At 45.1% G+C, this 24,625-nt stretch carries 23 protein-coding genes; 4 read left to right on the forward strand and 19 right to left on the reverse strand.

The features are described 5' to 3' along the window. Positions 1-94: 94 nt before the first annotated feature. The 13 genes from MFMK1_RS12060 to MFMK1_RS12120 form a co-directional block, all read right to left on the reverse strand. Positions 95-1,351, reverse strand: coding sequence for a NapC/NirT family cytochrome c (locus tag MFMK1_RS12060; protein ID WP_366921952.1), 1,257 nt, complete (start codon positions 1,349-1,351; stop codon positions 95-97). 182 nt (positions 1,352-1,533) lie between these two features. Continuing rightward, positions 1,534-2,553, reverse strand: coding sequence for a cytochrome c3 family protein (locus MFMK1_RS12065; protein WP_366921953.1), 1,020 nt, complete (start codon positions 2,551-2,553; stop codon positions 1,534-1,536). Between the two features lie 101 nt (positions 2,554-2,654). Then, entirely contained in the window at positions 2,655-3,623 is a 969-nt protein-coding gene (locus MFMK1_RS12070) for a polyprenyl synthetase family protein (RefSeq protein ID WP_366921954.1), read from the reverse strand. Positions 3,624-3,813: 190 nt separating this feature from the next. Continuing rightward, positions 3,814-4,566, reverse strand: coding sequence for a succinate dehydrogenase iron-sulfur subunit (gene sdhB, locus MFMK1_RS12075; protein ID WP_366921955.1), 753 nt, complete (start codon positions 4,564-4,566; stop codon positions 3,814-3,816). Continuing rightward, a complete protein-coding gene (gene sdhA / locus MFMK1_RS12080; RefSeq protein ID WP_366921956.1) occupies positions 4,559-6,325 on the reverse strand; it encodes a succinate dehydrogenase flavoprotein subunit in 1,767 nt (588 codons plus the stop codon). Before sdhA ends, sdhB begins: the two co-directional genes overlap by 8 nt. Before the next feature lie 17 nt (positions 6,326-6,342). After that, positions 6,343-6,963, reverse strand: coding sequence for a succinate dehydrogenase cytochrome b558 subunit (locus MFMK1_RS12085; RefSeq protein ID WP_366921957.1), 621 nt, complete (start codon positions 6,961-6,963; stop codon positions 6,343-6,345). 750 nt (positions 6,964-7,713) lie between these two features. Beyond that, positions 7,714-8,313 carry a phosphate signaling complex protein PhoU gene (gene phoU, locus MFMK1_RS12090; protein ID WP_366924936.1) on the reverse strand — a complete coding sequence of 200 codons (600 nt, stop codon included), beginning with the start codon at positions 8,311-8,313 and terminating at the stop codon, positions 7,714-7,716. A gap of 87 nt (positions 8,314-8,400) precedes the next feature. Further along, positions 8,401-9,123 (reverse strand): phosphate ABC transporter ATP-binding protein PstB, encoded by a 723-nt coding sequence (gene pstB, locus MFMK1_RS12095; protein ID WP_366924937.1) that lies wholly within the window; start codon positions 9,121-9,123, stop codon positions 8,401-8,403. Positions 9,124-9,179: 56 nt separating this feature from the next. Continuing rightward, positions 9,180-10,034, reverse strand: a complete 855-nt coding sequence (gene pstA / locus MFMK1_RS12100; RefSeq protein ID WP_366921958.1) for a phosphate ABC transporter permease PstA — start codon at positions 10,032-10,034, stop codon at positions 9,180-9,182. Beyond that, positions 10,031-10,909 carry a phosphate ABC transporter permease subunit PstC gene (pstC, locus tag MFMK1_RS12105; protein WP_366921959.1) on the reverse strand — a complete coding sequence of 293 codons (879 nt, stop codon included), beginning with the start codon at positions 10,907-10,909 and terminating at the stop codon, positions 10,031-10,033. The genes pstA and pstC overlap by 4 nt, the downstream gene beginning before the upstream one ends. 102 nt (positions 10,910-11,011) lie before the next feature. Beyond that, positions 11,012-11,923 carry a PstS family phosphate ABC transporter substrate-binding protein gene (locus MFMK1_RS12110; RefSeq protein ID WP_366921960.1) on the reverse strand — a complete coding sequence of 304 codons (912 nt, stop codon included), beginning with the start codon at positions 11,921-11,923 and terminating at the stop codon, positions 11,012-11,014. A gap of 243 nt (positions 11,924-12,166) precedes the next feature. After that, entirely contained in the window at positions 12,167-13,918 is a 1,752-nt protein-coding gene (pnpS, locus tag MFMK1_RS12115; RefSeq protein WP_366921961.1) for a two-component system histidine kinase PnpS, read from the reverse strand. A gap of 2 nt (positions 13,919-13,920) precedes the next feature. After that, positions 13,921-14,607, reverse strand: a complete 687-nt coding sequence (locus MFMK1_RS12120) for a response regulator transcription factor (RefSeq protein WP_366921962.1) — start codon at positions 14,605-14,607, stop codon at positions 13,921-13,923. A 78-nt stretch (positions 14,608-14,685) separates the two neighbouring features. Here MFMK1_RS12120 and MFMK1_RS12125 point away from each other — a divergent pair, with 78 nt between their 5' ends. Further along, positions 14,686-14,841 (forward strand): DUF1540 domain-containing protein, encoded by a 156-nt coding sequence (locus tag MFMK1_RS12125; protein WP_366921963.1) that lies wholly within the window; start codon positions 14,686-14,688, stop codon positions 14,839-14,841. A 42-nt stretch (positions 14,842-14,883) separates the two neighbouring features. On the opposite strand, the gene MFMK1_RS12130 is transcribed toward MFMK1_RS12125, so the two are convergent. The 3 genes from MFMK1_RS12130 to MFMK1_RS12140 form a co-directional block, all read right to left on the reverse strand. Beyond that, positions 14,884-15,126: a hypothetical protein gene (locus MFMK1_RS12130; RefSeq protein WP_366921964.1), complete on the reverse strand. Its 243-nt coding sequence runs from the start codon at positions 15,124-15,126 to the stop codon at positions 14,884-14,886. Positions 15,127-15,160: 34 nt separating this feature from the next. Next, positions 15,161-15,472 carry a DUF1294 domain-containing protein gene (locus tag MFMK1_RS12135; RefSeq protein ID WP_366921965.1) on the reverse strand — a complete coding sequence of 104 codons (312 nt, stop codon included), beginning with the start codon at positions 15,470-15,472 and terminating at the stop codon, positions 15,161-15,163. 135 nt (positions 15,473-15,607) lie between these two features. After that, positions 15,608-17,545: an ATP-binding protein gene (locus MFMK1_RS12140; protein ID WP_366921966.1), complete on the reverse strand. Its 1,938-nt coding sequence runs from the start codon at positions 17,543-17,545 to the stop codon at positions 15,608-15,610. Between the two features lie 62 nt (positions 17,546-17,607). On the opposite strand from MFMK1_RS12140, the gene MFMK1_RS12145 reads away from it, so the two are divergent. Beyond that, a complete protein-coding gene (locus tag MFMK1_RS12145) occupies positions 17,608-17,760 on the forward strand; it encodes a DUF1540 domain-containing protein (protein WP_366921967.1) in 153 nt (50 codons plus the stop codon). A gap of 254 nt (positions 17,761-18,014) precedes the next feature. Continuing rightward, a complete protein-coding gene (locus tag MFMK1_RS12150; protein WP_366921968.1) occupies positions 18,015-19,130 on the forward strand; it encodes a hypothetical protein in 1,116 nt (371 codons plus the stop codon). Here the strand turns inward: MFMK1_RS12150 and MFMK1_RS12155 are convergent. Beyond that, positions 19,127-20,116, reverse strand: a complete 990-nt coding sequence (locus MFMK1_RS12155; protein ID WP_366921969.1) for a 4Fe-4S binding protein — start codon at positions 20,114-20,116, stop codon at positions 19,127-19,129. The genes MFMK1_RS12150 and MFMK1_RS12155 overlap by 4 nt on opposite strands. 201 nt (positions 20,117-20,317) lie before the next feature. On the opposite strand from MFMK1_RS12155, the gene MFMK1_RS12160 reads away from it, so the two are divergent. Beyond that, positions 20,318-21,466: a murein hydrolase activator EnvC family protein gene (locus MFMK1_RS12160; RefSeq protein WP_366921970.1), complete on the forward strand. Its 1,149-nt coding sequence runs from the start codon at positions 20,318-20,320 to the stop codon at positions 21,464-21,466. Positions 21,467-21,623: 157 nt separating this feature from the next. Here MFMK1_RS12160 and MFMK1_RS12165 read toward each other — a convergent pair whose 3' ends face one another. Both MFMK1_RS12165 and MFMK1_RS12170 read right to left on the reverse strand, forming a co-directional pair. Continuing rightward, positions 21,624-23,612 carry a methyl-accepting chemotaxis protein gene (locus tag MFMK1_RS12165; protein ID WP_366921971.1) on the reverse strand — a complete coding sequence of 663 codons (1,989 nt, stop codon included), beginning with the start codon at positions 23,610-23,612 and terminating at the stop codon, positions 21,624-21,626. Positions 23,613-23,904: 292 nt separating this feature from the next. After that, positions 23,905-24,588 carry a Crp/Fnr family transcriptional regulator gene (locus tag MFMK1_RS12170; protein WP_366921972.1) on the reverse strand — a complete coding sequence of 228 codons (684 nt, stop codon included), beginning with the start codon at positions 24,586-24,588 and terminating at the stop codon, positions 23,905-23,907. Positions 24,589-24,625: the final 37 nt, after the last annotated feature.

The following is a 24,625-nucleotide window of genomic DNA, read 5'->3' on the forward strand; positions in this document are numbered from 1 at the left end:
AAAAATTAGTTAAACACATTTACGCGACTCATTAAGCAATGCCTATTGTTTCCAAAAGTAGGCATTTACAAGTTTAACTTATTCGAGTGCTACTCTAAAGCCTTAACCGCTTTAGTGCCGCTTCGGCAGGAAGATAACCAGGTTTCTTTTCCAGGGCTTTTCGATAGTTTCTTACAGCTCGGTCTATTTGTCCCATTCGCTCAAATGCAACCCCCGCCAGATAATATGCATTAGGTATACTAGAGTCAATTTCAATCGCACCGATTATTTCGTGTACGGCATCTTGATATCTTCCCTTTTCTATCATTAATTCTGCAATGGTCAGCATAATTGCCGTATGTTTATGACATTGATTGCAATAGGCCTTTGCCGGAGCCGTAATCAAAGTTTTTGAAGTTGGCTTGCTAACATTGTGGCAAGCTAAGCATGGCTCAAAATCTTTAATTATCGCAAATGCATGACCAAAGGCCCATTCACCTTCGATGTGGCTAGACGGACGCTGCCCGTGGCAGTTAGCACAGAAAGAATTACGTTTGGCGTATTCCGCTGCCTTAGTCACATTTCCTAAAGAGGGATCTTTAAGATTTAAATCGACGTTACCATAGGAATGGCATTTGATGCATCCATCCAAACTAGCAATGGCCTGCTTACCATGAATTTGTTTCCAATTATCCGCTTTATGAGATTCCGGATCAATAACATCAGTATGACATGTCTCGCACTCCATCGGTGCCTTGCGTGCTTTATGGCAGGTCATACAGGTCTTCATTTTGGGCTCTATGTTTGCCTGAATCATTTGCGTTTTACCCGTTATGTAGGTCCAGCTGGCATAATTGTCATTGGCAGTAAGACCACGTTCCATAATACTACCGTGGGAAATTCCATCATGGCACCGGGTACATTCCACAGCCAGTTCATCCACATGCATAGCATGAGGCACTCTGATGTCTGCGGATGGAGTCACCACTCGCTGCACAGTATGGCATTTAAGGCAGATATTATTATCCAATTCCCCTTTCATGACAATGGGAGTATTATAGTTATCGGTAAAATGGGAATATACTTCATCCATTGCGTTGAATTTTCCCTTGATAAAATTACCAAGGCCGGTGCCTTCGTGGCACCTGACACATTGCACCTTGCTGTGGGGGGATGCCTTCCATGTGACATATTCAGGCTGTAGTTCGTGGCAGGAGCTACAAAACCTGGGGTCAGATGTAACCCGGGAACCAACGACCAGTCCGGTCAAAGCAAATAATGATAGACATGTAATGGCTATCACTAACTTCAATCGGCCTAATTTAGTATCCCAAAATATCTTTTTGAACCATACAAATGGTTTGCCAAGCATACATTTCCCTCCCGGGCGGGAGAAAGACCCCTCCAAAAAATTAACACAAAATTTACAACTGACAAGGTGTAAAAAGGCCGGGCAGTAACCGGTACTGCCCGGCCGATATTTACCTTTATCAAGAGATTCTTAGATACGGCTACCAAATAACGCCCCGGATATTCTGCCCTCGATACTGAGCGCTATATCTGCTTATTCTCCGGGAACCAATGGCATAGGTTGCAATAAGTGTTGGTAACATTCTCTTCAGCTGCCGATTTATTAACATCATGGCAGACAAAACAATTATCTTTCCCTTTAGTCACAGCCGTCTTTCCGTGTTCCGGCCGCCAATTTTTATTTTCGTGATTTGCCGGCTTGGTCAGGTGACAGCTATAGCAGAAATCAGTCTGTCTAGCTATTTTCACTACAGTATCAGTCGAATTAGCCGGTAGATAGCTGTCTGAAGCATGGCACTGCATGCATTCGACATACCCTTCACTCCTAGCAGTTAAGCCGTGGGTACTCTTCCACTGACCCTGCTGGTGACTATCAGGAAGTCGAATTACTTTATGGCATGCGGCACACTCCGTAGTAACACCTCGTTCCTCATGACAGGCCATACAGGTGCCCATAGGCGGGCGCACATATTTGGACTTTGTCTGTTCCTGAGCAACTGCCGGCGTCCAATCATCATAAGGAATTTCCTTTGTTAATTCACGCTCGGCAAGCACCCCGTGGGCCACCCCTTTGTGACATGTGACGCACTCTATCTCTTGTTCTAAATGTCGATTGTGCGGTATTACTATGTCTCCTGACGCATTGACCAAGCGGTTTTGAGAGTGACATTGTTCACAAACATAATTCTCAATAGGATGCGGCATCTCTATCGGATTAGGCACCTGGTCAGTCACATGTTGATAAAGCTGCTTCATTGCAGAAATCTTATGTTTTACCAGACTGTCTAACCCGGGCGGAATATGACACTTGACGCAATCAATTTGGTTGTGTGATGTAGCCTGCCAGGTAACAAATTCCGGCTGCATCTCGTGGCATGACGAACAAAACTGCGGCGTAGAAGTAACCTTAAGCATCCCCACCGAAGCAACACCGATAAAGATTAACAGCCCATTCGCCAGGATAAACAGCTTTAATTTATCTTCCGGCTTTGACAAATCAAATTTAGGTATAATCTTTAAAAGAAACTTAAATATCTTTCTCACTTTTGCCCCTCCTTGTCGGAATGGCCGGGAACATTGTGAGTTTAGAATTATGTCTACCTTCCCAACCCCATCAGAAGGGAAGCCAAACTACTCTAATCTCTCTAATATCTTCTTATGTTTATAAAGTCCGCTATTTTCCCCAGAGTTTTTTTGGTACCTACGTTAGGCAGCAGGGCCAACTGACCTTTGGCCTTTTCCAAATATTTGCGGGAGATGGAAAAGGCATAATCAATACCGCCGCTTTCCTTCACGAGCTCTATGGCTTCTAGCACCTCCCCCTCACCTTTATCCTGATGCGAAATTATCTTAATCAGCACATCCCGGTGTTCGCTGTTTTTCTCAGCATATATCACCGGCAGTGTGATAATCCCCTGTCTTAAGTCACTACCCACGGGCTTACCCAGCACCCTTTCATCAGCCACCAAATCAAGGATATCATCGGTTACTTGAAAAGCCATACCGAGATAATAGCCGTACAATGTCAGCGCCCTGATAACGTGGTCCGGTGCCCCGGACACCACGCCGCCAAGCTGGCAGCTGGCAGAAATGAGCAGTGCCGTCTTTCTTTTGATGCGATAAAAATAATCCCTGATATCTTGATGCGGCTGAAAAGCAGTGGCAATCTGCTGAATTTCTCCCTGGCACATCTGTACACTTACCCGGGACAAAACTTGCGCCACCCGAGGATCTTGATAGTGAGAAATTAAAATCAAAGATTTCGCGAACAGATAATCCCCCGTATGGATACTTACCCGATTGCCCCACTGAGCCCTCACTGTGGGTCTTCCCCGCCGGGTTAATGAAGCATCCACCACATCATCGTGTACTAAGCTGGCCATATGAATCAGCTCTAAGGCAACGGCTAAAGGCATCAGCTCATCCAGTGAATAGTCATGGAATTTTCCAGCTAACAAAGCAAAAGCAGGCCGCAATCTTTTACCCCCTGCTTGTAATAAATGTGCTGAAGTTTCCGCCAACATTTCATTTGGCGCTTCTACATACTTGTTTAGCTCCTTTTCCACCTGCTTTAAATCTTTCCTTATTTCCCGAAAAAGTGTATGTTCAAACATTGATTTCGCTCCTTAAATGCCGCAATTCGGGTCAATATATGTATATTCGTGGCGCCCATTTAAATTCCTGCCACGCTTGTAAAAATATGCACATGCTTTATTCAAAAAGATTTTAAAAAAAATACCAATAACTTGACAAAATGGTGTCAGGCACCTTTTTGTCAAGTTATTGGCTGGTGTTTTTAAAACCTTACTTGTTCAAGAAGCGTTTTATACCGTGAATAGTGGTATCTTTATTCAGATCAGCAATCGAAGTGGTCAGAGGAATGTCTTTTGGGCAGACCTGGACACAGTTCTGCGAGTTGCCGCAGTCGGTAATACCGCCTACGCCCATGATGGAGTCCAGACGCTTTTCCTTATCCATACTACCCAACCCGTGGACATTAAACAACCGGACCTGATTCAAAGCTGCCGGCCCAATAAAGGGTGACTTGCTGCTGACATTGGGGCAGGCTTCCATACAGCAGCCGCAGGTCATACAGCGGGAAAGATGATAGGCCCAAACCCGAGTCTTTTCTGCAAAACGCGGCCCCCGGCCGAGGTCCCAGCTGCCGTCTACATTGACCCAAGCCATTACCTTACGCAAATTATCAAACATTATCTGACGGTCAATCATCAAGTCCCTGATTACCGGAAATTTGGATAAGGGTTCAAGCATTATGGGACTCTGGTCTATCTTGTCTATCAGTGCGGAGCAGGCCTGACGCGGCTTGCCGTTGACGCGCATTGAGCAGGCGCCGCATACTTCCTCGAGACAGTTGCACTCCCATACTACCGGACTAACCTTTTGACCATTGGCATTAACAGGATTTTTCCTTACTTCCATTAATACGGAGACTACGTTCATATTGGGCTTGTAAGGAATCTTGAATTCTTCCCAATAGGATTGGGAATTAGCATCATCCTGGCGTTTGACTTTTAAATGAATAAATTCCCTACTCATCTTTCTTTGTCGCCTCCTTATCAACGTCATACTTCCGTGGACGAGGCTTGATTAATGAAGTATCTATATCTTCATATTCAAACACCGGCCCATCAGGGCTAAACTTGGCCTTAGTGGTCTTCATCCAATTTGCATCATCGCGGTCCGGAAAATCGGGCTTAAAGTGCGCACCGCGGCTTTCATTACGGTTATAAGCACCGAGAGTAATTACCCGGGCCAACTGCATCATATTCCACAACTGCTTAGTGAACATGACACCCTGGTTGCCCCACTTGGCTGCATCTTCAATGTTAATATTCTGCCAGCGCTGCTGCAGTTTCTGAAGCTCTTCGTCGGTATCCTTCAATTTATCGTTATATCTAACTACGGTAACGTTGGTAGTCATCACGTCACCCATTTCTTCATGTAGTTTGTAGGGATTTTCCGTGCCCTTCATCTGATAAATATTTTTGTCCCAATCCTGCTGCCGCTTCAGCTCCCGGTCAAAGACGCCGGAGTTAACGTCAAGCGTGGATTTACCCAGACCGTTGATATATTCCACCATCGCCGGTCCGGAGACGGTACCACTGTAAAGCGCGGACAGTAAAGAGTTGGCTCCAAGACGGTTGGCACCGTGATACATATAATCGCATTCGCCCGAAGCAAATAATCCGGGAATTGCAGTTTGGTGTTTCCAGTCTACATGTATCCCGCCCATGAAATAATGAACAGATGGGAAAATCTTCATCGGTACCTTCTTGGGGTCGTCGCCATGGAACTTTTGATAGATTTCCATAATCCCGCCCAGACGTAATTCAAGGAAGTCTGGATCTTTATGAGACAAATCCAGATAAACTTGATTTTTTCCATCCACACCAAGGCCCATTTCGTTACAAACCTTAAAGATGGCGCGAGCGGCGATATCCCTGGGGACAAGGTTACCATAGGCAGGGTACCACTCTTCTAGGAAGTACCAGGGCTTACCGTCTTTATATGTCCATACCCGGCCGCCTTCACCTCTGGCAGATTCGGACATCAGTCGATTCTTATCGTCACCTGGCATAGCCGTGGGGTGAATCTGGACAAACTCACCATTAGCATAGTATACACCCTGCTGGTACACTGCTCCGGCAGCACTACCTGTATTAATCACCGAGTTGGTGCTTCTGCCATAAATCATTCCGGCACCGCCGGTAGCTAAAAGTACCGCATCCGCTTTGAAGGCATGGATTTCCATGGTGGACAGGTTCTGAGCAATCATGCCGCGGCAAACTCCGTCATCATCAATAACCGCAGACAGGAACTCCCATCCTTCAAACTTTTTCACCATGCCTTTATCTTCCCACTTACGTACCTGCTCATCACAAGCATATAAAAGCTGCTGCCCGGTGGTTGCTCCGGCAAAAGCGGTACGCGGCTTCTTAACACCGCCAAAAAAGCGCAGGTCTAACAATCCTTCAGGAGTACGACTAAACATTACTCCCATGCGGTCCATGGTATGGATCAGTCCCGGCGCCGCGTCACACATGTCCTTCACCGGCGGTTGGTTGGCCAAAAAGTCACCACCGTACACAGTATCATCAAGATGCTCCCAAGTATTATCATCATAGCCCTTTGTATCCAGTGCAGCGTTAATACCGCCCTGGGCGCAGCAGGAATGAGATCGTTTAACCGGGCACAGGGAGAACAAATCAACTTTGACACCCTGTTCTGCAGCTTTCATGGTGGCCATTAAGCCGGACAAACCACCACCTACAACAATAATCCTTTTCTCAGCCATTTATCCTGGTCCCTCCTTTATGCAACAAATGCAAACAAAGCTTGTAATCCCATCACAGTAAGCACCACGAAAATAAACGCGGAAACATAGGCACTGATGCGCTGAGCTTTGGGTCCGATGGTGATGCCCCAACTAACCAGAAATGCCCATAATCCATTGGCAAAGTGATAAGTTGCCGCGGTCAAACCAATTACGTAAAAAGCAAACATTAGCGGATTAGCCAAGTGCTGGGTCATTACCGCAAAGGTGACTTCGTGACCGGTTAAAAATGCGGATATTCTTAATACCCACAAATGGTAAACCACAAAAACCAGTGTGATCAGCGCGCTGATTCTCTGGAGATAAAATGCCCAGTTGCGATAATAAGTGTACTTCAATATATTATTCTTTGCCACGTAGACAATATATAATCCATATAACGCGTGAAATAAGATCGGTAATAAGATAAGGAATAGCTCAATGTACAGTACGTAACTAAGACTTTGTAAAAATTCCACCTTGGAGTTAAATGCTTCAGCTCCCTGGGTTGCAAATGAGTTGGTGTAAAGGTGTTCCAGCAGGAAAAGCCCGATGGGAATCACACCAAACAATGAGTGCAGTTTACGGACAAGAAAATGGTTTTTCTCCAAAACGCTCATATCTTAACCCCTTTCTGTAAGCAAAATCGGTGTCCAAGTTCTTACGGCTGCTTCAATGCTGACGGTGACTTGACCAAAACCCCTGTTCTAGCCGCTGCCATGATTAAACCTTAATGCTTTACCTCCCTCCTCTGGCAATAAAAATTCTACCGCATGAAACTGCCTGCGGTAAAGAACAAAAGCATTTCATGCCTTCGGCCTTAAAAGGTAATGCTTTTGTTCTTACCCAGGGAACCCCTGGTTCCCTAGGTCGCTTCGCTGTGACCCTCCTGCATTTAACATAAGGGGGCATGCCCCCTTAACAACCCCCATGTATAGGAAATTATCCACAACCCATAATTTCCTATACATAAATAAACAAAATAATTCTACAACTTATGATGCAATTTACATGCCAGACCTCAAAAGTCATTTGCCGCAGGACCCATGCCCCGCCAACACCTTTTTCAGAAAACAAGCCAACACCGCACAAGCCCTCTATTCAAGGACTTATGCATCTGTTACCTGCCGATAAGTTTATCCTTTTCCGCAAGATAGAAAAATACCCATTTAATCTTAGCGGCTTACCCCTGCAGCATAATTCTACATTTTAGAAGCTCGTTAAATGACTAGGAGGCCGCGTAAACTACTGCCACAAACAGCATTCGGCCTCCTTTTTCCGTGTTGCAGTCTTTCTTTTAAAAATTATAACATTTCTAAATACTATAATCAATAACAGTTCTATCTACTGCTAAATTACCATTTTTAAATTTAATCGTTTAAATCTTGTCTTTTGCCGGTAACCATGTAGATCACCCTTTCACCAATGTTGGTGGCATGGTCGGCTATTCGTTCCAGATAACGGCTGACAAAAGTCAGATGCGTAGCCTGATGAATGGTTTTCGGATCTTCCATCATATAGGTCAACAGTTCCCGCAGCACTTGAGAGTGCAGGCTGTCTACCTCATCGTCAGCTGCCGCCAATGACTCTGCCAATTGTACATCTTCATTGACGTAACTGTCAAGACTGTCCTTCACCATCTTTTGCGTCAATTTGGCCATTCGCGGAATGTCTATCAACGGCTTAATCAGAGGTTCTTTACTAATCTTGATTGTCGACTTGGCTATATCCGAAGCATAATCTGCCATCCGCTCCAAATCGGTGATAATTTTAAAGGCCACACTGATTTTTCGCAAATCCTTGGCCATGGGCTGCTGAGTGGCAATCAACTTGACGCAGCGGTCTTCGATTTCCAGTTCCATATCATCAATTGCCTCATCACCCGCTCTTACCTGCAGGGCCAATTGGGCATCTTGATTTTTCAGAGAGGTTACGGCCCTGTCAATGGCCTCCTCCACCATACTGCCCATTCTTAATATTTCCTGCTGTAGTCCCTTCAACTCACCGTGAAAAGTTCTAATATCATCGCTCACCTTTAACCCTCCCGCAATTACTTTTTAACCAAAGCGTCCGGTAATGTAATCTTCGGTACGCTGATCAGTTGGATTGGTAAACATCGTATCGGTGTTGTTAAATTCTATCACTTCACCATTAAGAAAAAAAGCGGTTTTGTCACTAATTCGTGCTGCCTGCTGCATATTATGAGTTACTATAACTATAGTATACCTTTCTTTTAAATCCTGCACCAATTCTTCAATTTTCATAGTGGATACCGGGTCCAATGCCGAGGTAGGTTCGTCCATCAGCAACACCTCAGGTCCAACTGCCAAAAGCCGAGCGATAGATAATCGCTGCTGCTGTCCGCCGGATAATCCCAGCGCAGCTCTCTGCAGCCGGTCCTTCACTTCCTCCCACAGAGCAGCCTGTCTGAGACTTTTTTCTACAAGTTGGTCAATCTTTTTCCTGTCCCTCATCCCGTGAATACGCGGTCCATAGGCCACATTATCATAAATAGACTTCGGAAAGGGGTTGGGCTTTTGGAACACCATACCTACCCGTTTACGCAGATTAACTACATCCACCTTGGCGCTATAAATGTCATCGCCGTCAATATAGACTGTTCCTTCCACACGAGTATTAATGATTAATTCATTCATTCGATTCAGAACTCGCAGAAAAGTTGATTTACCGCAACCCGATGGGCCGATCAAGGCGGTAATTTCTTTTTCCTTTATGGATAGATTGATATCTTGTAGTGCCTGAATGTCTCCGTAGTACATGGAAAGGTGCTTCGTAAATATTTTTTCCGCTTTATTCAAATATATCACCTCTTAACCTATCGCACCGCTTTACGGCGGTAGTATGATCGAAGCATAACAGCAATCATGTTCATTGAGAATACTAATGCAATTAGAACCAGCGCAGTACCATAAGCCAACGGTCTAACCTGCTGGACTGATTGGTGCTGAGTAGCCATAATATATAGGTGATAAGGGAGAGCCATAAACTGACTAAACCAAGAGTTAGGTAAAAATGGTAAATAGAACGCAACACCGGTAAAAAGTATTGGTGCCGTTTCTCCGGCAGCCCTGGCCAATCCTAAGATAACCCCAGTCAAAATACCGGGCACTGCTGCCGGCAGCACATTAGTCTTAATTGCCTGCCAACGTGTCGCACCCAAAGCCAGCGCACCTTCGCGGTAAGAATTGGGCACTGTTTTTAAAGCCTCCTCACTGGCAGTAATAATAACCGGCAGGGTCAAAAGCCCCAATGTCATTCCCGCGGCCAAGAGGGACGCTCCGAAGCCGAACAGACGGACAAAAAGAGCCACGCCAAACAAACCAAAAACGACGGACGGGACTCCTGCCAAATTACGAATGGACAAACGAATGAGCCGGGTTATTTTCGTTTTCTTGGCATATTCATTTAAATATATGGCCGCAAATATCCCCAAAGGAACCGCCAGAACAGCAGTAATCACCGTCACAAAAAAAGTACCGATAATTGCCGGCAGGATGCCGCCTTCAGTCATACCATTTTTTGGAGGCTGGGTAAGGAATTCCCAGGAAATGGAGCCTGCCCCCTTGATAATTATGTCTCCTAGAATAATTACCAAAATAGCTAGCACTACCACAGCTGCCGTTCTCAACAGGGCAAATCCCATCTTTTCGTGTCTCTGCTTATCTGTCATCGTTCCACCTCCTGATACCGTTCCAATATCAAATCAGAAGCCAGATTAATCAAGAAAGTCATGATAAACAATACTAGTCCCACGGCAAAGAGCACAAAATAATGGGTAGTATTATGGGGAACTTCACCCAATTCGATGGCGATGGTGGCAGTCATGGTACGTACAGAACTAAGGATAGAATCCGGCATGGCCGGAGCATTGCCGGTAGCCATCAGCACTGTCATGGTTTCACCGATAGCCCTGCCCATGCCCAGCATGATGGCAGCAATAATCCCAGATAAGGCAGCCGGCAGAACCACTCTGATTAAGGTTTCCCAGCGGCTGGCACCCAAAGCCAAGGATGCCTGACGGTAATCATCGGGAACTGCAGTGATGGCATCCTCTGCTAGTGAGGTAATGGTGGGCAAAGCCATGACGCCCAAAAGAATAGAGCCGTTTACCGCATTTAGCCCATTAGATAAGTGAAATATCCTGGCAATGATGGGCCCCAATACCACGATGCCAAAAAAACCCACCACCACCGAGGGAATCCCCGCAAGTATCTCCACCACCGGTTTGATAATTTCCCTTTCCTTGGGCGTTGCTATTTCGGCAATGTATAAGGCAGTGAGCACTCCCAGCGGCACCGCAAACAGCATCGAACCCACTGTCACAACCACGGTGCTCACCAATAGAGGGACGATGCCAAAGGAATCATTTTCAAACCCGGCCGGGTTCCACTGCAACCCGGTAAAAAATTCAGTGAGACTGATCTTTAAAAATGCCGGATAACTGTTAAATACCAATAGCAGTAATATGCCCAGCAGTACGGCAATTACCGTAAAAGCGTTGGCAAAGAAGAAATATTCGTAGAGGGTCTCCTTCCGATTATGCATGTCAACCTCCTTAACACAACAAATAAAAACGAGCGTAAGGGGTACCAAATGGTTTAGCCCATTTCGTCCCCTTAAATTAACTATTTAATTTAACTGTTTTATTTAGTCGCCCAGGTTGGCATTATTCTGCTGCTGCAGATTTTGCGGAACCGGGAAAAAACCTTCCTTGGTGGCGATATTTTGACCGGTTTCGCTAAGCTCAAACTTAATAAAGTTTAACAAGGAGCCTTCGGGCTTACCGTTTGTATATTGATACAGCGGGCGCGCTACCGGGTAGTTACCGTTTAATACCTCTTCACGGTTGAGCGGACTTATATAAGGAGAATTTTCGTCTTTCGCCACTTTCAGTACCTTGAGACCGCCAACCTGATTGCCATTTTCATCAACCACATAACCAATACCAACATAACCTATTCCAGCCGTGTCTGCCTTAACCCCCTCCACAATCTGGGCATTACCGTTCATGCGCTTCATATCCGCACTGTAATCACCCTGTAACACATGTTCACGAAAGAAGACGAATGTTCCGGAATTATTCTGCCTGCCATAGAGAGATATGGCCTGGTCATTTCCGCCAACTTCCTGCCAGTTGGTTATTTCACCGCGATAAATGGCACCTATTTGGTCCATTGTCAGCTGTTCCACAGGGTTATCAGCGTTGACAATTACCGAAACCCCATCCATAGCAACTACAAATTCCATCGGATTTACGTTATTATCTTGCGCCTGGGAGATTTCTTTATCCTCCATGGGCCGGGATGCGTTAGCCATATCAATCTCACCATTGATTAATGATGCTATACCAGTCCCGGACCCGCCGCCGGTAACCGCAATCTTGGCTTGGTTATTTTCCATAAATTTTTCGCTTAATTTTTGTACCAAACTCAGTTCTGTATCCGAACCTCTTACCTGCAGCACAGCATTACTGCCACCGCCGCCTCCTTTGGCGCAGCCTGCAAAAACTAACGCAGCAAACATCAGTACAAATACAATTCCAAAACTTGTCCGTCTCATTCTGATTCCCCTTTCCGAATATTTATCTGTGTTCTACAGTGCAATTATAGTATTTGTGTATTAAGTTATCTTTAGGCAAATATTAAGTAATTGTTAAGAAATTAAAAACCAATAACTTGACAAAATGGTGCCAGGCACCATTTTGTCAAGTTATTGGTCAAGGGCAATCTCAATAGTATTACACATTCCAATACCTCAATAAAAGCGGCTCCTCTTTCCCGCCGGGGAATGAAGTCGTTTTGGTCATGCTTTATTAAATTTCAAACTAAAAACTGTCCCGACGCCCGGTGTACTATCCACTTTAATACGCGCCTGATGGTTTTCCATAATATGCTTGACTATGGCTAATCCTAAGCCCGTGCCGCCAAGCTTTCGGGAACGGGCCTTATCCACCCGATAGAACCTCTCAAAAATCCGCTCCACTTCTTCTAGCGGGATGCCAACGCCTGTATCACGAAAATCTATTATCACATCACCGAACGTGGTGTGGCCATGAACATCAATACTGCCGCCCGCAGGGGTATATTTTATGGCATTGTCCAACAGGTTTATCGCCACCTGTGCTAAACCACTGACACTTCCTTGAACATCAAGGCCCTCTGTTAGGGAAAGATTTAGCGATAGTCCTTTTTCTTCTGCTCGAGGCCGCATTTCTTCCGTTACCTCCCGAAGGATTTCACCTAAATCCACTGTGTCTTGCTCATTATAGACTCTACCCGACTCAATCCTGGATAATTCCAGTAGATCTTCAATTAAGGTATCTAACCGTGATGTTTCTTTGGCCATTATCCGCAAAAACTTTTCCCGCGTCTTCACATCCATCTCCGTTTCGTCCAACATGGTCTCAACAAAACCGCTGATGGAAGTAAGCGGAGTCTTCAACTCATGGGATACATTAGCGACAAAATCTTTACGCATCTGTTCCAGCTGCCGCAGCTGGGTAATATCATGGAAGACAGCTATAATCCCATCAGTATGCTCTGCTGCAGAAATCACCGCCAGGTGGACCAGAAAAACCTTCTTTCTGCCGTGAAGCAGGTTCATTTCAAAACTACTTACCTGCCCCGAATGAAGTACCTGTTTTATCTGATCATTTAATTTATGATTTCGAATTACTTCTAAGTTATGGCGCCCTAATATGGGCTGCTCTAATTCTAGCTCCTTTTGGGCTGCCAGATTAATTATCTCGATTTCACCTTTACCGTTAAGAACAGTTACGCCGCTGACCATATTATCCAATACTGCCGCTAGGCGTGACCGGTGACGCTCAATTTCATTCACCTTACCTTCCAATATCTCTGCCATAGAATTTATCGTCTTACCCAGTACGGCAATCTCATCATCCGTGCGCGGCGAAAATCTTTCCCGAAATCTACCTTCAGCAATTTTTCCCGCAACCTGGGTAATTTCTTCCACCGGTTGAGTAAGGGTAGCAGACAGTTTAAAGCTGACCAGCAAACCCACGAGGGCTGCAGCCAGTATGGCTAAACCAAGTATCTCCTTGATTTGGTCAAATATCGCTGACACATCGGACACAGGAATGGCGATTCTTGATACACCGATGATTTCGCCCTGCCTTGTTACTGGCAGGGCCACATATTTCAGGCGGCGGTTTGTGGTGGTGCTGAAGCGCGTAGCTCGGCCTGTCCCGCCTGCCAGGGCCGTGGCAATTTCTGGCCGGTGCCGGTGGTTTTCCATCTTCGCGGGGTCTTCATCAGAATCAGCAAACACTGCCCCCCCGGCATCCACCACGGTGATACGCAGAGCGATATCCTCCGCCCATTTATCCACCTGCTGCTGCAGGTCAGCATTTAATTCCGGGGAATTTAACACTAACTGCCGCACTAACTGCGCCTGAGAAGTCAAATTACGTTCGAAAAAAGTGAGGTAGTACTGCTGCATAGGAAAAATAAAGGCCAAAGTGAGCACCACTATGGTCAAACTCAACAGTAATAAATATGTTGCGGTCAATTTCCAGCGAATGCTTTTAAACATAATTAGTTCTCCCCAAATTTATAGCCAACGCCCCAAACCGTCACTATTGACTTCGGTCGGGAAGGGTCACTTTCAACCTTCTGACGCAGGTGCCTGATATGCACATCAATAGTACGATAATCACCGAAATATTCTTCGCCCCATAGCATTTGCAACAGCTTCTCCCTGCTAAAGACCCGGCCGGGACTGCGCATAAGTAATTCCAATAGGTCAAACTCCCTGCTGGTAAGTTCTACGGTTTCCCCCGCAACGGTTACCAGCCTTTTATCCAAATCCAGACTGATATCATTTAGCATCAAGGCATGCCCCTGCCTTGCCGCAGACTTTTTGGTACGGCGAAGGATTGCCTTTACTCTGGCTACCAATTCCCTGGGGCTAAATGGCTTGACGAGGTAATCATCCGCGCCCATTTCCAATCCCAGTATCCGGTCAATTTCATCTTTTTTAGCCGTCAGCATTAGGATAGGTACATCCTCATCCACCCGACGTACATTACGGCACACTTCAAGTCCGTCTCTGCCGGGCAGCATTACATCAAGTACTATCAAGTCCGGATGCTCCGCTAAAGCCTTCTTTTCCCCAGCTAACCCATCAGCAGCAGTAATAACTTCATATCCTGCATTTTTTAAATTGTAGGATACCAGTTCAATAATTGAGTCCTCATCATCAACCACTAAAATTCTGGCCAAACTGCATCACTCCCATCAGCGTTAATACATATTTTTTATCCGCCACAGGCAAGCTATCCTTAAAAAGGGGGTGACAATATGTCCATTAAATGCCAAGTGGAAGAATGCCACTTTAATGACAAGTCGCAGCAGTTGTGTCAAGCAGATGCCATTCAAGTTCGCTCCAGCGGCACCATGAGCGTCGCAGATTCCGAAAATACTGCTTGCGACACGTTTAAACCGAAAAATAAATAATTTAAAGAGAGTGCAGGAACTGCACTCTCTTTCTAGTCTTGCCTACATCAATGACAACATACCGCCTAGATACTGACCTAAAACGGCAATACCAATGGTAACCGGTATCCAAGCAATGGGCACACCGGTTCTTATCCTTAAATAAATAATCAACGGCACGGACAAATGTACCGCTAAAAACCACCAAAAAGAAAACTTTTTCACTTTGCAACGCCATACACCCAGCGGAATGTTGACAAATAGTGCAATTGCAGTTACCAAACCTATTTTTAATACGTGCGGCATTGTCCCACCACCTATGTTTTATCGCAATTTAATGCTACCATTGAACAGGAAAACTGTCCAGTACATTTATGAGCCACACAAAAAGACATATTTGTACTATAATAATCGCTGGTATGCCCCACGTAAAAAGCCGCCGTCGGGTCTTATGCCGAAAAAAATACATGGCAGCAGATATTCCCACTGCTCCTCCGGCGAGCGCAGTTATCAAGAGCTTTGTTTCGGCAACTCTCCACCTTCCCTTCACCGCACAGCGTTTGTCCCAGCCCATCAGCATAAAGCTATAAATATTGACTAATATTAAAAAATATAATATTAAACGAAGAATTATTGACAAAAGATACCACATCTTTTTGTTTCAATAACTTGACAAAATGGTGTCAGGCACCATTTTGTCAAGTTATTGTTTTTTGAACACCCGTTTTTACTAACGATGAATATAAGATTCTCCATATATATTCTGTTTCCTCTCCATAATCAGCTATTATCCACCAAGTCTTTCAGGAAGCACTACAGTAAACACCGTGCCCAAGCCGGGTCGGGACGTTACCTCCATATATCCGTTCATCTGATTTATAAGGTTCTTGGTTAATGTAAGACCCAGGCCGGTACCGCCTTCTTTGGTGGTGAAAAAGGGCCGACCGATAGTTTCCAGGGTCTCACTGTCCATACCCGTACCGTTGTCCGCCACTTCTATTTTTACGCTGCCCTTAGTAGTACTCCCTTGTAACTTAAGGGACAAATCCCCCCCATCCGGCATAGCCTCAAATGCATTGCGCATAAGATTAAGTAATATTTGCTTGACCTTCTTTTCATCCCAGCATACGGTTACCTCTGCCAAATCCGTGCTAATACTAACATTTTTACTTTTGGCTTCACCGGTCAACAGGGAGACCATCTCATTAACTAAATAATCCGCCCTTAATTCATAATATGTCAAGCTTTCACTGCGATTAAGGTCGCGAAACTGATTTACCAATTCTAAAGTACGATCCAGTTCTTTAACCAGTAGGTTATAATGCGCCTCGGGAAGCTGCTCGCCGTCCACCGCAGCCATTTGCAGGAACCCCCTGACAGTGGTAAGGGGATTTTTAATTTCATGGGCCAGCCCCGCAGCTACTTCACGCATCATATTACCCATATCGGTATTGCCCTCCAATTCGGCCAATTTCTTTCTGGCGTTGATATCCTTCAGAGTACAAAGAACACCAATATTACGGCCGTTCCAGTTGACCAGCATACGGGTATTACAAAGATAATTTTTACTTTCTTCATCTCTGGGAATATTAATTTCTATATCTGTAAATTCCGTGCCCGTTTGCAGCGTTGTTAATAACAAAGAGCGGCTCTCATCGACACTAATAACATTTCGGAAAAAGTCCCGGTAATCGCTGCCTATCAACTGCTGCCTATGCGCCCTAAATATTTTTTCCGCCTCTTTGTTGCAGGATGTTATCAAGCCTTCGCGGTCAGTGGTTATAACTCCCGTATCTACCGTTTCCAAAGCTACTTGGGTAAGAGAACGGTTGTTGGCCAGATTGATGGCCAGTTTTTGCAGTTCCTTAAGAATTTCGCCTATTTTTCCGCCGGCTTTAGGAATTACTACCCCGGGATTGTGATTTAATTGGCGAATAGCACTAAGAATCTGTCCACTAAACCTGTCTAATGAGAAAATTAGATATACTCCGCTGCCTAATGCCAGCAGCAGACTAATTGCCAATATCAGAACGAGGTAACTTCTAAGGTACTGAAGATAGCCATTTTCAAGGAACTCTATGGACTGCATCGCGTTAACCACACCTGCTACCTCATTGTCAATCCTGATAGGATAACTATATATTGCGTAAGTGCCGCGTCGAATATCTATTATCTTAAATACCGGTTGGCCGGTTTCCATCGCTTGTTTTGCCGGCGAGTCAGAAGAAATTATTGGTGCCCCCACCCATTGACCCGCAACTGCTTCAGGGCAATTCACCACCAAGGCACCTAATTCTAGCCAATAGATGCTCAGCCCATGATCAGAGTTTGGGTCTGAAAACCTTTTACCAACCTCAATTAGCGTGTTGTTGAGAAGTTTAATCTTCGCTTGCCGCTCGGACCGGCGCTCCAGAACGGCCAGAACATCGGTGGCCTCCATTTTTTGTTCTACATTATCCGCAGCCGCATGGGCTATAAAAAGCAGCTTTTCCTTTTGTTGCGAAAGAATTAAACGGCTGGAGTGAGCATATAACATATAGCCAAATAACAGACTGGGAACAATGCCGATGAATAATAAAATAAGAAAAATTTTTAACCTGATGTCCACCTCATCAGTTCTCCCCAACGTTGCCGCCCTCCCTTGTCTAGACTCTTGCCCATACACCTTCAATTTCCCTATAGTTAAGTTTTTTCCTGCAATAAGACCGAAAAATTTCCAAATCATGCCTGCATAACTCCCTAGTTTATGGTTAATACTAGGAAAAAATGTAAAGGAGGAAATAATCAATGCCAGATAAAATCAAGTGCACAGTTTCTAACTGTTCTTATTGGGAAAGCCAGCTTTGTAAGGCTTCAGCCATTGAAGTAAATGTTGACGGCGGTGGAAATTCCGCACCGGACCCACAGAAAACCCAATGCCATACTTTTCAAGAAAAATAATCGCAGACCAAAGGAAAAGCGATTCATTGCCGTCGGCCATGGATCACTGTTTCTACTCCTGATAAAGAAGCAGCGTCTTTGTGAACATACAAATGCATAAAATAGAAATCCCGGCCAGCCGGGATTTCTATTTTCTTTTTTATTTTTAGCAACTTGTACAATATCTCTATCATTATTTGTCTCGGCAAACATATATTTTGAATGAATGGTTTTGGCATTTTGTAGCCATTTTTTGAGAAAGGACGGTGACCGCCGTGACAAAAACAACCGGAAGCGGCATTATTCTTCTAACTATTTTCCTTCTGGCGGCCTTAGTAGTGGCATTAAACCTGCCCCAGCTGCCGCAGGCACTATCTCAAATCAAGATATCCTACGATGGTTTAGATTCTGAGAAAGTAATTTCTAACTCCGAACAACTAAAAATATTTACTGATCTCCTTAATGACAAATTTAAAGATTCCCCCTATTATTGGTATGGCCGGCGTCAAGTGACCTTTATGCTGGGAGCAAAGGAAACGAGCTACCTGTTTGACGGATCATATCTCTATGATAACGACAATAAGGCCCGGCTGAAACTTGAAGACCGGGCTCTAACCATTCTCGAAAACAACTTTAACTCCTTGAGCAGTGAAACCTTCGCACCCCTGACTCCTTGGTCCAAAGCAGAAAAGATTTTCAGCCGTAAGGCAAAAGCCAAAATTACCGACCTCGAAACCGGCCTATCATTCTGGGTGCAGCGCCGGGGCGGCACTTACCATGCCGATGTACAGCCCCTCACTAAAGAAGATACCATCATTATGAAAAATATCTTTCATAGCCGTTGGACTTGGAAAAGGCGGGCAATTATCGTAGAAGCAGGCAGCCAAAAAATGGCCGCTTCCATGAACGGTATGCCTCATGGCCAAGGGGCAATTAATCAGAATAATTTCCCCGGCCATTTTTGCATTCATTTTTACAATAGTCTCACCCATGGCAGCCGCAGCCGTGACCCTGCCCATCATGTAATGATGCTGAAGGCAGCCGGAAAAATCGAAGAACATCTACGCAGCGCCACACCTGCTGAAACAGCTAATGTTTTCTGGCTGGCGGTGGAACAGCAGGACCAATATCTTTTGAAACTAACTGCCAAAATTACCGACAAAGTACAATTAAAGCTGATAGAACGCTTGGACGACTGGGATGATATCAATTTCACCCTGCCGGAAAGCGAATATGATGCAAAAACTGATAACTTTTTCCTGATACCTACTGAATTATCACTGCTGCCACCTAAAGGCGACAGAAGAATCCCCCGACAAACAGGATTAGTATTGTCGAGGGAACACTTCCGTGCACCGTGGCAGGTAAATTTAGACCTATTCAATTATTAAAAATGATTTAGGTAATCACTCATCGGAATCAATTTGGCAAACTCCTGTAAACTAATGGAAGTGTGCCAGTGGCCGCTAACCTTGGCCCAAAAAATAATGCCGAAAAACACTGCCATCAGTGCCACAGCATAATACCTGCCGGATATAACTCGGGGGCCCGCCTTAATGGTGAGGGCCTCTTTTTTCGGGCAGGCATCCACACAGTTCATGCAGCCAACACATTCTGGTGAATATACTCGATTCATTTGGGAAACACGAAGGTCACTGGGACACACTTTATCGCATTTTTTACAATCAATACAGTGACTTTCTTCCCTTTTTACCGCTACCGGGCTTAGCAGTCCGAGAATACCCATCAATGCACCGTATGGACACAAGTAACGACACCAAAAATGACGAAAAACCACTGACAGTCCCGCCAACACCAGCAGCACAATCACGGCGATAGAGCTGAGGTTTAAGAAAAAATTCAGCATCTTTACATCTGCCACTTTGTTGTAATCGTTAACCAAGAAGTACTGGACAGCCACCACCGGCATATCAATAAAAATTACTTTAGCAAAGAAACCCAGCACAAGATACTTAAGGGATTTTAATAGTATATCCAGCACCTTGGGCATCCTCACTTGTATTCCCCATCGTTTACCCAATAGGCCCAAGGCCTCTGACAGCGAACCCACCGGACAGAGCCAACCGCAAAAGCCCTTACGCAGCAACAAGGCCGTAGCTAAAATGGCCAAAAAAATGGCCAAGCCCGCTGGATGTACTTTGTCAAAAACTCCCGTGGTAAGCCATACCCGAAAAGACATCAATGCGCTGATGGGCAGGAAACTCTCTACGGCAGGTGGGCGCGGCACCGGACTCCCCCCCTGTCCCCCGCTAAAAAATAAGACAAACTGATAAAACCGCCAGCCCAAATAAAGTAAAAATACCGCCAAGCCAATTTGAATTCCATGGCGGATATTTTTTAATGTCAGCTTCTCCACACACACCCACTCCTTCTTTTCGTTATCTGTTTTTAAAATTATAGCATTGTGCCGGCCGGAGATGTTGTGATAGTTATCACATATTCACTGTGGAATTTTTTTCTACATATTTTTTGGTAGAATCAGCCCATTTTTACAAGGATTTTCCCTGCTCTTGTCGAATATCTTCCAATAGTAAGATAAGAGAGGGGTACATAAATTATGTCGTCGAAACACCTGCGCTTACTTTTATCCACTTTGTTGATTACTGTCTTTGTTATTATTTCTTTTCTTCCAGCAAGCGCGTCCCAACTTGATAATCTGCAGGATAAACAAAAGCAGCTTGGTGAGGACATGAAAAAACAGCAGCAGGCACTAGACGAGAAAAAGCGTCAGGAACAATCCACTCTGGGAGAATTAGAAACTCTTGCCGGGCAACTGGAAAACCTAGACCGGGAAATTACTCGCTTGGAAAATGAGTTAGCTCAGGCAGAGGAGAATGTTGCTGAGGCACAGAAAGCACTGGATGAAAAGATTGCTCAACAGGAAGAAAGACAAGGAATCTTCCGCCAGCGGGTGGTAAGCATATACGAGAACGGCGCAGTGGATTATACCGAGGTGCTGCTTAATGCCACCAGTCTGACAGATTTCCTTACTCGTTTGGAGTATCTCAAGACCATTGCAGCCAACGATGTTCGACTGCTGGATGAAATTGAAGCCGAAAGAATAGACATCGAAAAACAAAAGGCCCAACTAGAACTGAGACGTGACCAAATTGCTGCGTTAAAGGGCAAACGTGAACAGCGCCAACAGGAATTAAACCGCCAAAGGGCACAGGAACAAACCTTATTGTCCGCCATTAAGACACAGAAAAAAGAATTTATCCGGATGCTGGACAAGATGGATGAAGAGTCAAACCGAGTAGCTGCCGAAATTCGCCGCCTGCAGGAGGCACAGCGTAACCGTACTCTTTCGCGAGGCGGCAAGATGCTCTGGCCTACTCCCGGCTATTCACGGATAACATCAGATTACGGCATGCGTGTTCATCCAATTCTTAAAACAAAGCGGATGCATACCGGTATAGATATTGCCGCCCCCATGGGAGCCAAAGTGGTGGCAGCATTGGACGGCGGGGTAATCTACGTGGGCTGGAACGGCGCTTACGGCAGGACAGTAATAGTCGATCACGGCAGCGGCATTTCCACCATGTACCCGCACCTTTCCAAAAGTCTGGTAAAAGTTGGCCAAGAAGTTCGTGCGGGTCAAAAGATTGCCGAAGTGGGCAGCACAGGCTGGAGCACCGGCCCCCACATTCACTTTGAAGTAAGAAAGAATGGTGACCCGATCAATCCTTGGCCCTATCTTAAATAACACCAAAAAGCCCTCCGGGGGCGCGCTCCCGGAGGGCTTTTTGGTGTTATTTCGAATAACTTGACAAAATGGTGTCAGGCACCATTTTGTCAAGTTATTAATTATTATTGATTATTCAATCCACAGCTTACACTATTTACATTCTGACTTTTCTATTCTAAATTTTGAAATCCTTAACTAACTTATTTAGACCTTCGGCCAAAGTTGCTAGTTCTTCACTGGTGCCGCTTAGTTGCTGCATGGTGGCATTTTGTTGTTCTGTGCTGGAGGCGATATTACCCGTGCTAGAGGCAGCGTCGTTGGTAGTCCTAGTTATATCGTCTATTGCCGCGGCTACCTGTGTCACGGCGCCTGACTGCTGTTGGGCAGCAGCCGCTATGTTAGCCATAATCTCATCCACTTTACTAACTGCCCTTTCTATGGTACCAAGATTTCCTTTCACCTCTTCCGAGAGCTTGGTACCCTGTTTGACTTTCGCCGCACCGGACTGCATCTTATCCACCGCTTGAGCCGTCCCTTCACTGATATTTTTCACCAGCAGGTTTATTTCATCTACGGCACTGCTGCTTTCTTCCGCAAGTTTTCGTACCTCATCAGCCACTACTGCAAACCCACGACCGTGCTCACCTGCGCGGGCCGCCTCAATAGCAGCATTTAACGCCAAGAGGTTTGTCTGTTCCGCAATACTATCAATTGTTTCAGTAATAATGCCTATCTTTTCAGAAGCAGCCTTAAGATTCTCGATGGCTTCGGCCACTTCATGGGTACTTATTTCTATACCCTTCATGGCCTCCAAATTCCTTGCCATATTCCTGCCGCCCTCTGCAGACAATTCTCGCGCCGACTTACTTTCCCGGGCCCCTTGTTCGGCCTGCTTTGCCACATCCTTGGCACTTTCTGCTACTTCGCTCACCGAAGCACTTGTTTCCTCTGTACTTGCAGCATTCTGCTCCATCCCCGCCGAAATCTGCTGTACAGAAGAACTGACCTCTTCCATACCCGCACTGGTCTCCTCAACTGAAGCGGAAAGTTCTTCTGAGGACGCGGACACATCTTCAGCAGATGCCAACACATTCTTAATTATCTTCCGCTGCTCGCTCATCATTATATTAAAGGTATTTCCCAATACCGAAATCTCATCTTTGCCCTTAGTCGCAACCTTAGCGGTCAAATCCCCACCGGCGCCCTTTTCCATTTCAGTAACTAGAGCAGAGACGGGTTTCACTATCTGATTACTAACCAGAAGAGCTATTAATAACGCAAGTAATAACCCACCCAAAGTAATACTTAAGGTAATATTTCGAATTTTTACTGCCGCTGCCAAAAACTCTTTATGAGGCAAGGTAATTCCGACGGCCCATTGGCCTGCCGGGCCGTAGGCCAACATCTTCTTCACACCCTCATAAGTATACTCATCCAACCCCGACTTACCCTGCACCATCTGCTGGATAATCGCTTTTAACTCATCGCTGCCCGTTTGCAATAAATTCTCTTTCATAATTTTATCCTTAACCGGATGAGATAAAATTAGACCTTCGGCATTAATCAGGTACGCATACCCGGTTTTGCCAATTGTCACTTCATCCACAATCTTGGCAAACAAATCAAATTTAACCACCGATGCCAGCACGGCTGAAACATTACCCTGCTTGTCCTTTACCGGGGACGCAAATATCAAGGCGGGTTTGCCGGTGAGTTTTGATGTGAGGACATCACTCCAGGCTTCATTGCCTTTCAGCGACTGTTGAAAGTAATCCCTGTCGGAGAGGTCCATACCCGCATAAGCGCCGTAACTGCCGTCAATCACTACTTTTCCTTCTTTAGATACAAGCAAAAAGTCCTCCACCATATCGTCCAAAGCATTTCTGCTGTTGCTTAAAATACCCAGGGCCTTAGCAAAATGTTCCGGTGATTCTTGTGCTTCGGTAACATCCTCCAATTGGGTAAGCAATCTGGTATTAGTCTCGATTTCCGTTTTTTCCACTGTTATGTCGTGTTCCAAGCCCTTTAAGGCCGCATTTAATTGATTAGTCGCCTGTACCCTAATCTCAGAAGCAGCATTAGAATAAGCGGAATAACCCAATGCCACCATAGGAATTGTGATTAAAATCACAAAAGCAGTAATTAATTTAGCTTTTAGTTTCATCCCCACACCCTCTTCTTAATTGTTGTAGACCACCAAAAATTACAAAAACAAACTACACCACAAATGCAATCATACGGCCTATTCATATGGCCGCATATAGTATACACCTAATATCTACTATTGCATATTTGACAAATGTCATATTTTTTTACTAAATGTAACAAATTTCACCCTTTTCCCCAATTAACCACCAAAAATGCCAAATTTTAGCCAGCCCAAAATAATAAAAAACGATAACCAATCCCCCATTGCCCCACAAGGGATTAGGTATCGCTTTCAAGGCAAGAATTTACTATTCCATCCACATTTTTAACTTTTCCATATTCTTAATTAAGATGCACTGCCGGTTAAAATCTATCACATTACTTTTTTTCAAATCGTTGAGACTACGGCTGACCGTTTCCCTTGAAGCACCGATCATATTAGCCAGTTCCTGCTGACTGAGAGAAATATCAATCAACAAACCCTCTTCCGTTTCCTTACCGTACTCGCCAGCTAACTTGACCAGCGTACTCATCAATCGGCCAAATGTGTCCTTCAAAGCCAGGTCGCGAATTTGCATTTGAGCTTTTCGTAGCCGCCGGCTCATCACCTTCAGAATTTTCAAACTGGTATCAGGATGGGTTCGTAAAAATATATCCAAATCCTTATTGCGGATAATGCCAATTGTGGCATCAGTCATCACTTCCGCCGTAGCAGGATAAGGGCCATCATCAAATAACAATACCTCAGCAAAAATCTGACCCTCGCCAACAAAGTGAAGGATATGCTCCCTACCGTCTGCCAACGTTTTGGATAATTTTATACGTCCCTGCTGGACAAAAAATAAAGCGTCCCCCGGTTCACTTTCCATAAAAATAAACATTCCTTTACGATAAGGCCGAAATAATACGATTGCGGCAAGTTGGTCCAATTCCTCATCGTTAAGGCCGGCGAATACATGTATTTGCCTAAGTACCTGCTTGAAATCCTTCATCAGATAATCCCCCCTAGGTGTGAAATACCCTCACTAT

Source organism: Metallumcola ferriviriculae (genome assembly GCF_035573695.1).
Lineage (GTDB): Bacteria > Bacillota > JADQBR01 > JADQBR01 > JADQBR01 > Metallumcola > Metallumcola ferriviriculae.

Excerpts from the sequence above, each read along its gene's own strand:
- MFMK1_RS12060 (WP_366921952.1), bottom strand. The coding sequence starts at position 1,351 with ATGCTTGGCAAACCATTTGTATGGTTCAAAAAGATATTTTGGGATACT.
- MFMK1_RS12070 (WP_366921954.1), bottom strand. The coding sequence starts at position 3,623 with ATGTTTGAACATACACTTTTTCGGGAAATAAGGAAAGATTTAAAGCAG.
- sdhB (WP_366921955.1), bottom strand. The coding sequence starts at position 4,566 with ATGAGTAGGGAATTTATTCATTTAAAAGTCAAACGCCAGGATGATGCT.
- sdhA (WP_366921956.1), bottom strand. The coding sequence starts at position 6,325 with ATGGCTGAGAAAAGGATTATTGTTGTAGGTGGTGGTTTGTCCGGCTTA.
- MFMK1_RS12085 (WP_366921957.1), bottom strand. The coding sequence starts at position 6,963 with ATGAGCGTTTTGGAGAAAAACCATTTTCTTGTCCGTAAACTGCACTCA.
- phoU (WP_366924936.1), bottom strand. The coding sequence starts at position 8,313 with ATGGGCAGTATGGTGGAGGAGGCCATTGACAGGGCCGTAACCTCTCTG.
- pstB (WP_366924937.1), bottom strand. The coding sequence starts at position 9,123 with ATGTACTACGGAGACATTCAGGCACTACAAGATATCAATCTATCCATA.
- pstA (WP_366921958.1), bottom strand. The coding sequence starts at position 10,034 with ATGACAGATAAGCAGAGACACGAAAAGATGGGATTTGCCCTGTTGAGA.
- pstC (WP_366921959.1), bottom strand. The coding sequence starts at position 10,909 with ATGCATAATCGGAAGGAGACCCTCTACGAATATTTCTTCTTTGCCAAC.
- MFMK1_RS12110 (WP_366921960.1), bottom strand. The coding sequence starts at position 11,923 with ATGAGACGGACAAGTTTTGGAATTGTATTTGTACTGATGTTTGCTGCG.
- pnpS (WP_366921961.1), bottom strand. The coding sequence starts at position 13,918 with ATGTTTAAAAGCATTCGCTGGAAATTGACCGCAACATATTTATTACTG.
- MFMK1_RS12125 (WP_366921963.1), top strand. The coding sequence starts at position 14,686 with ATGTCCATTAAATGCCAAGTGGAAGAATGCCACTTTAATGACAAGTCG.
- MFMK1_RS12130 (WP_366921964.1), bottom strand. The coding sequence starts at position 15,126 with ATGCCGCACGTATTAAAAATAGGTTTGGTAACTGCAATTGCACTATTT.
- MFMK1_RS12135 (WP_366921965.1), bottom strand. The coding sequence starts at position 15,472 with ATGTGGTATCTTTTGTCAATAATTCTTCGTTTAATATTATATTTTTTA.
- MFMK1_RS12140 (WP_366921966.1), bottom strand. The coding sequence starts at position 17,545 with ATGATTTGGAAATTTTTCGGTCTTATTGCAGGAAAAAACTTAACTATA.
- MFMK1_RS12145 (WP_366921967.1), top strand. The coding sequence starts at position 17,608 with ATGCCAGATAAAATCAAGTGCACAGTTTCTAACTGTTCTTATTGGGAA.
- MFMK1_RS12160 (WP_366921970.1), top strand. The coding sequence starts at position 20,318 with ATGTCGTCGAAACACCTGCGCTTACTTTTATCCACTTTGTTGATTACT.
- MFMK1_RS12165 (WP_366921971.1), bottom strand. The coding sequence starts at position 23,612 with ATGAAACTAAAAGCTAAATTAATTACTGCTTTTGTGATTTTAATCACA.
- MFMK1_RS12170 (WP_366921972.1), bottom strand. The coding sequence starts at position 24,588 with ATGAAGGATTTCAAGCAGGTACTTAGGCAAATACATGTATTCGCCGGC.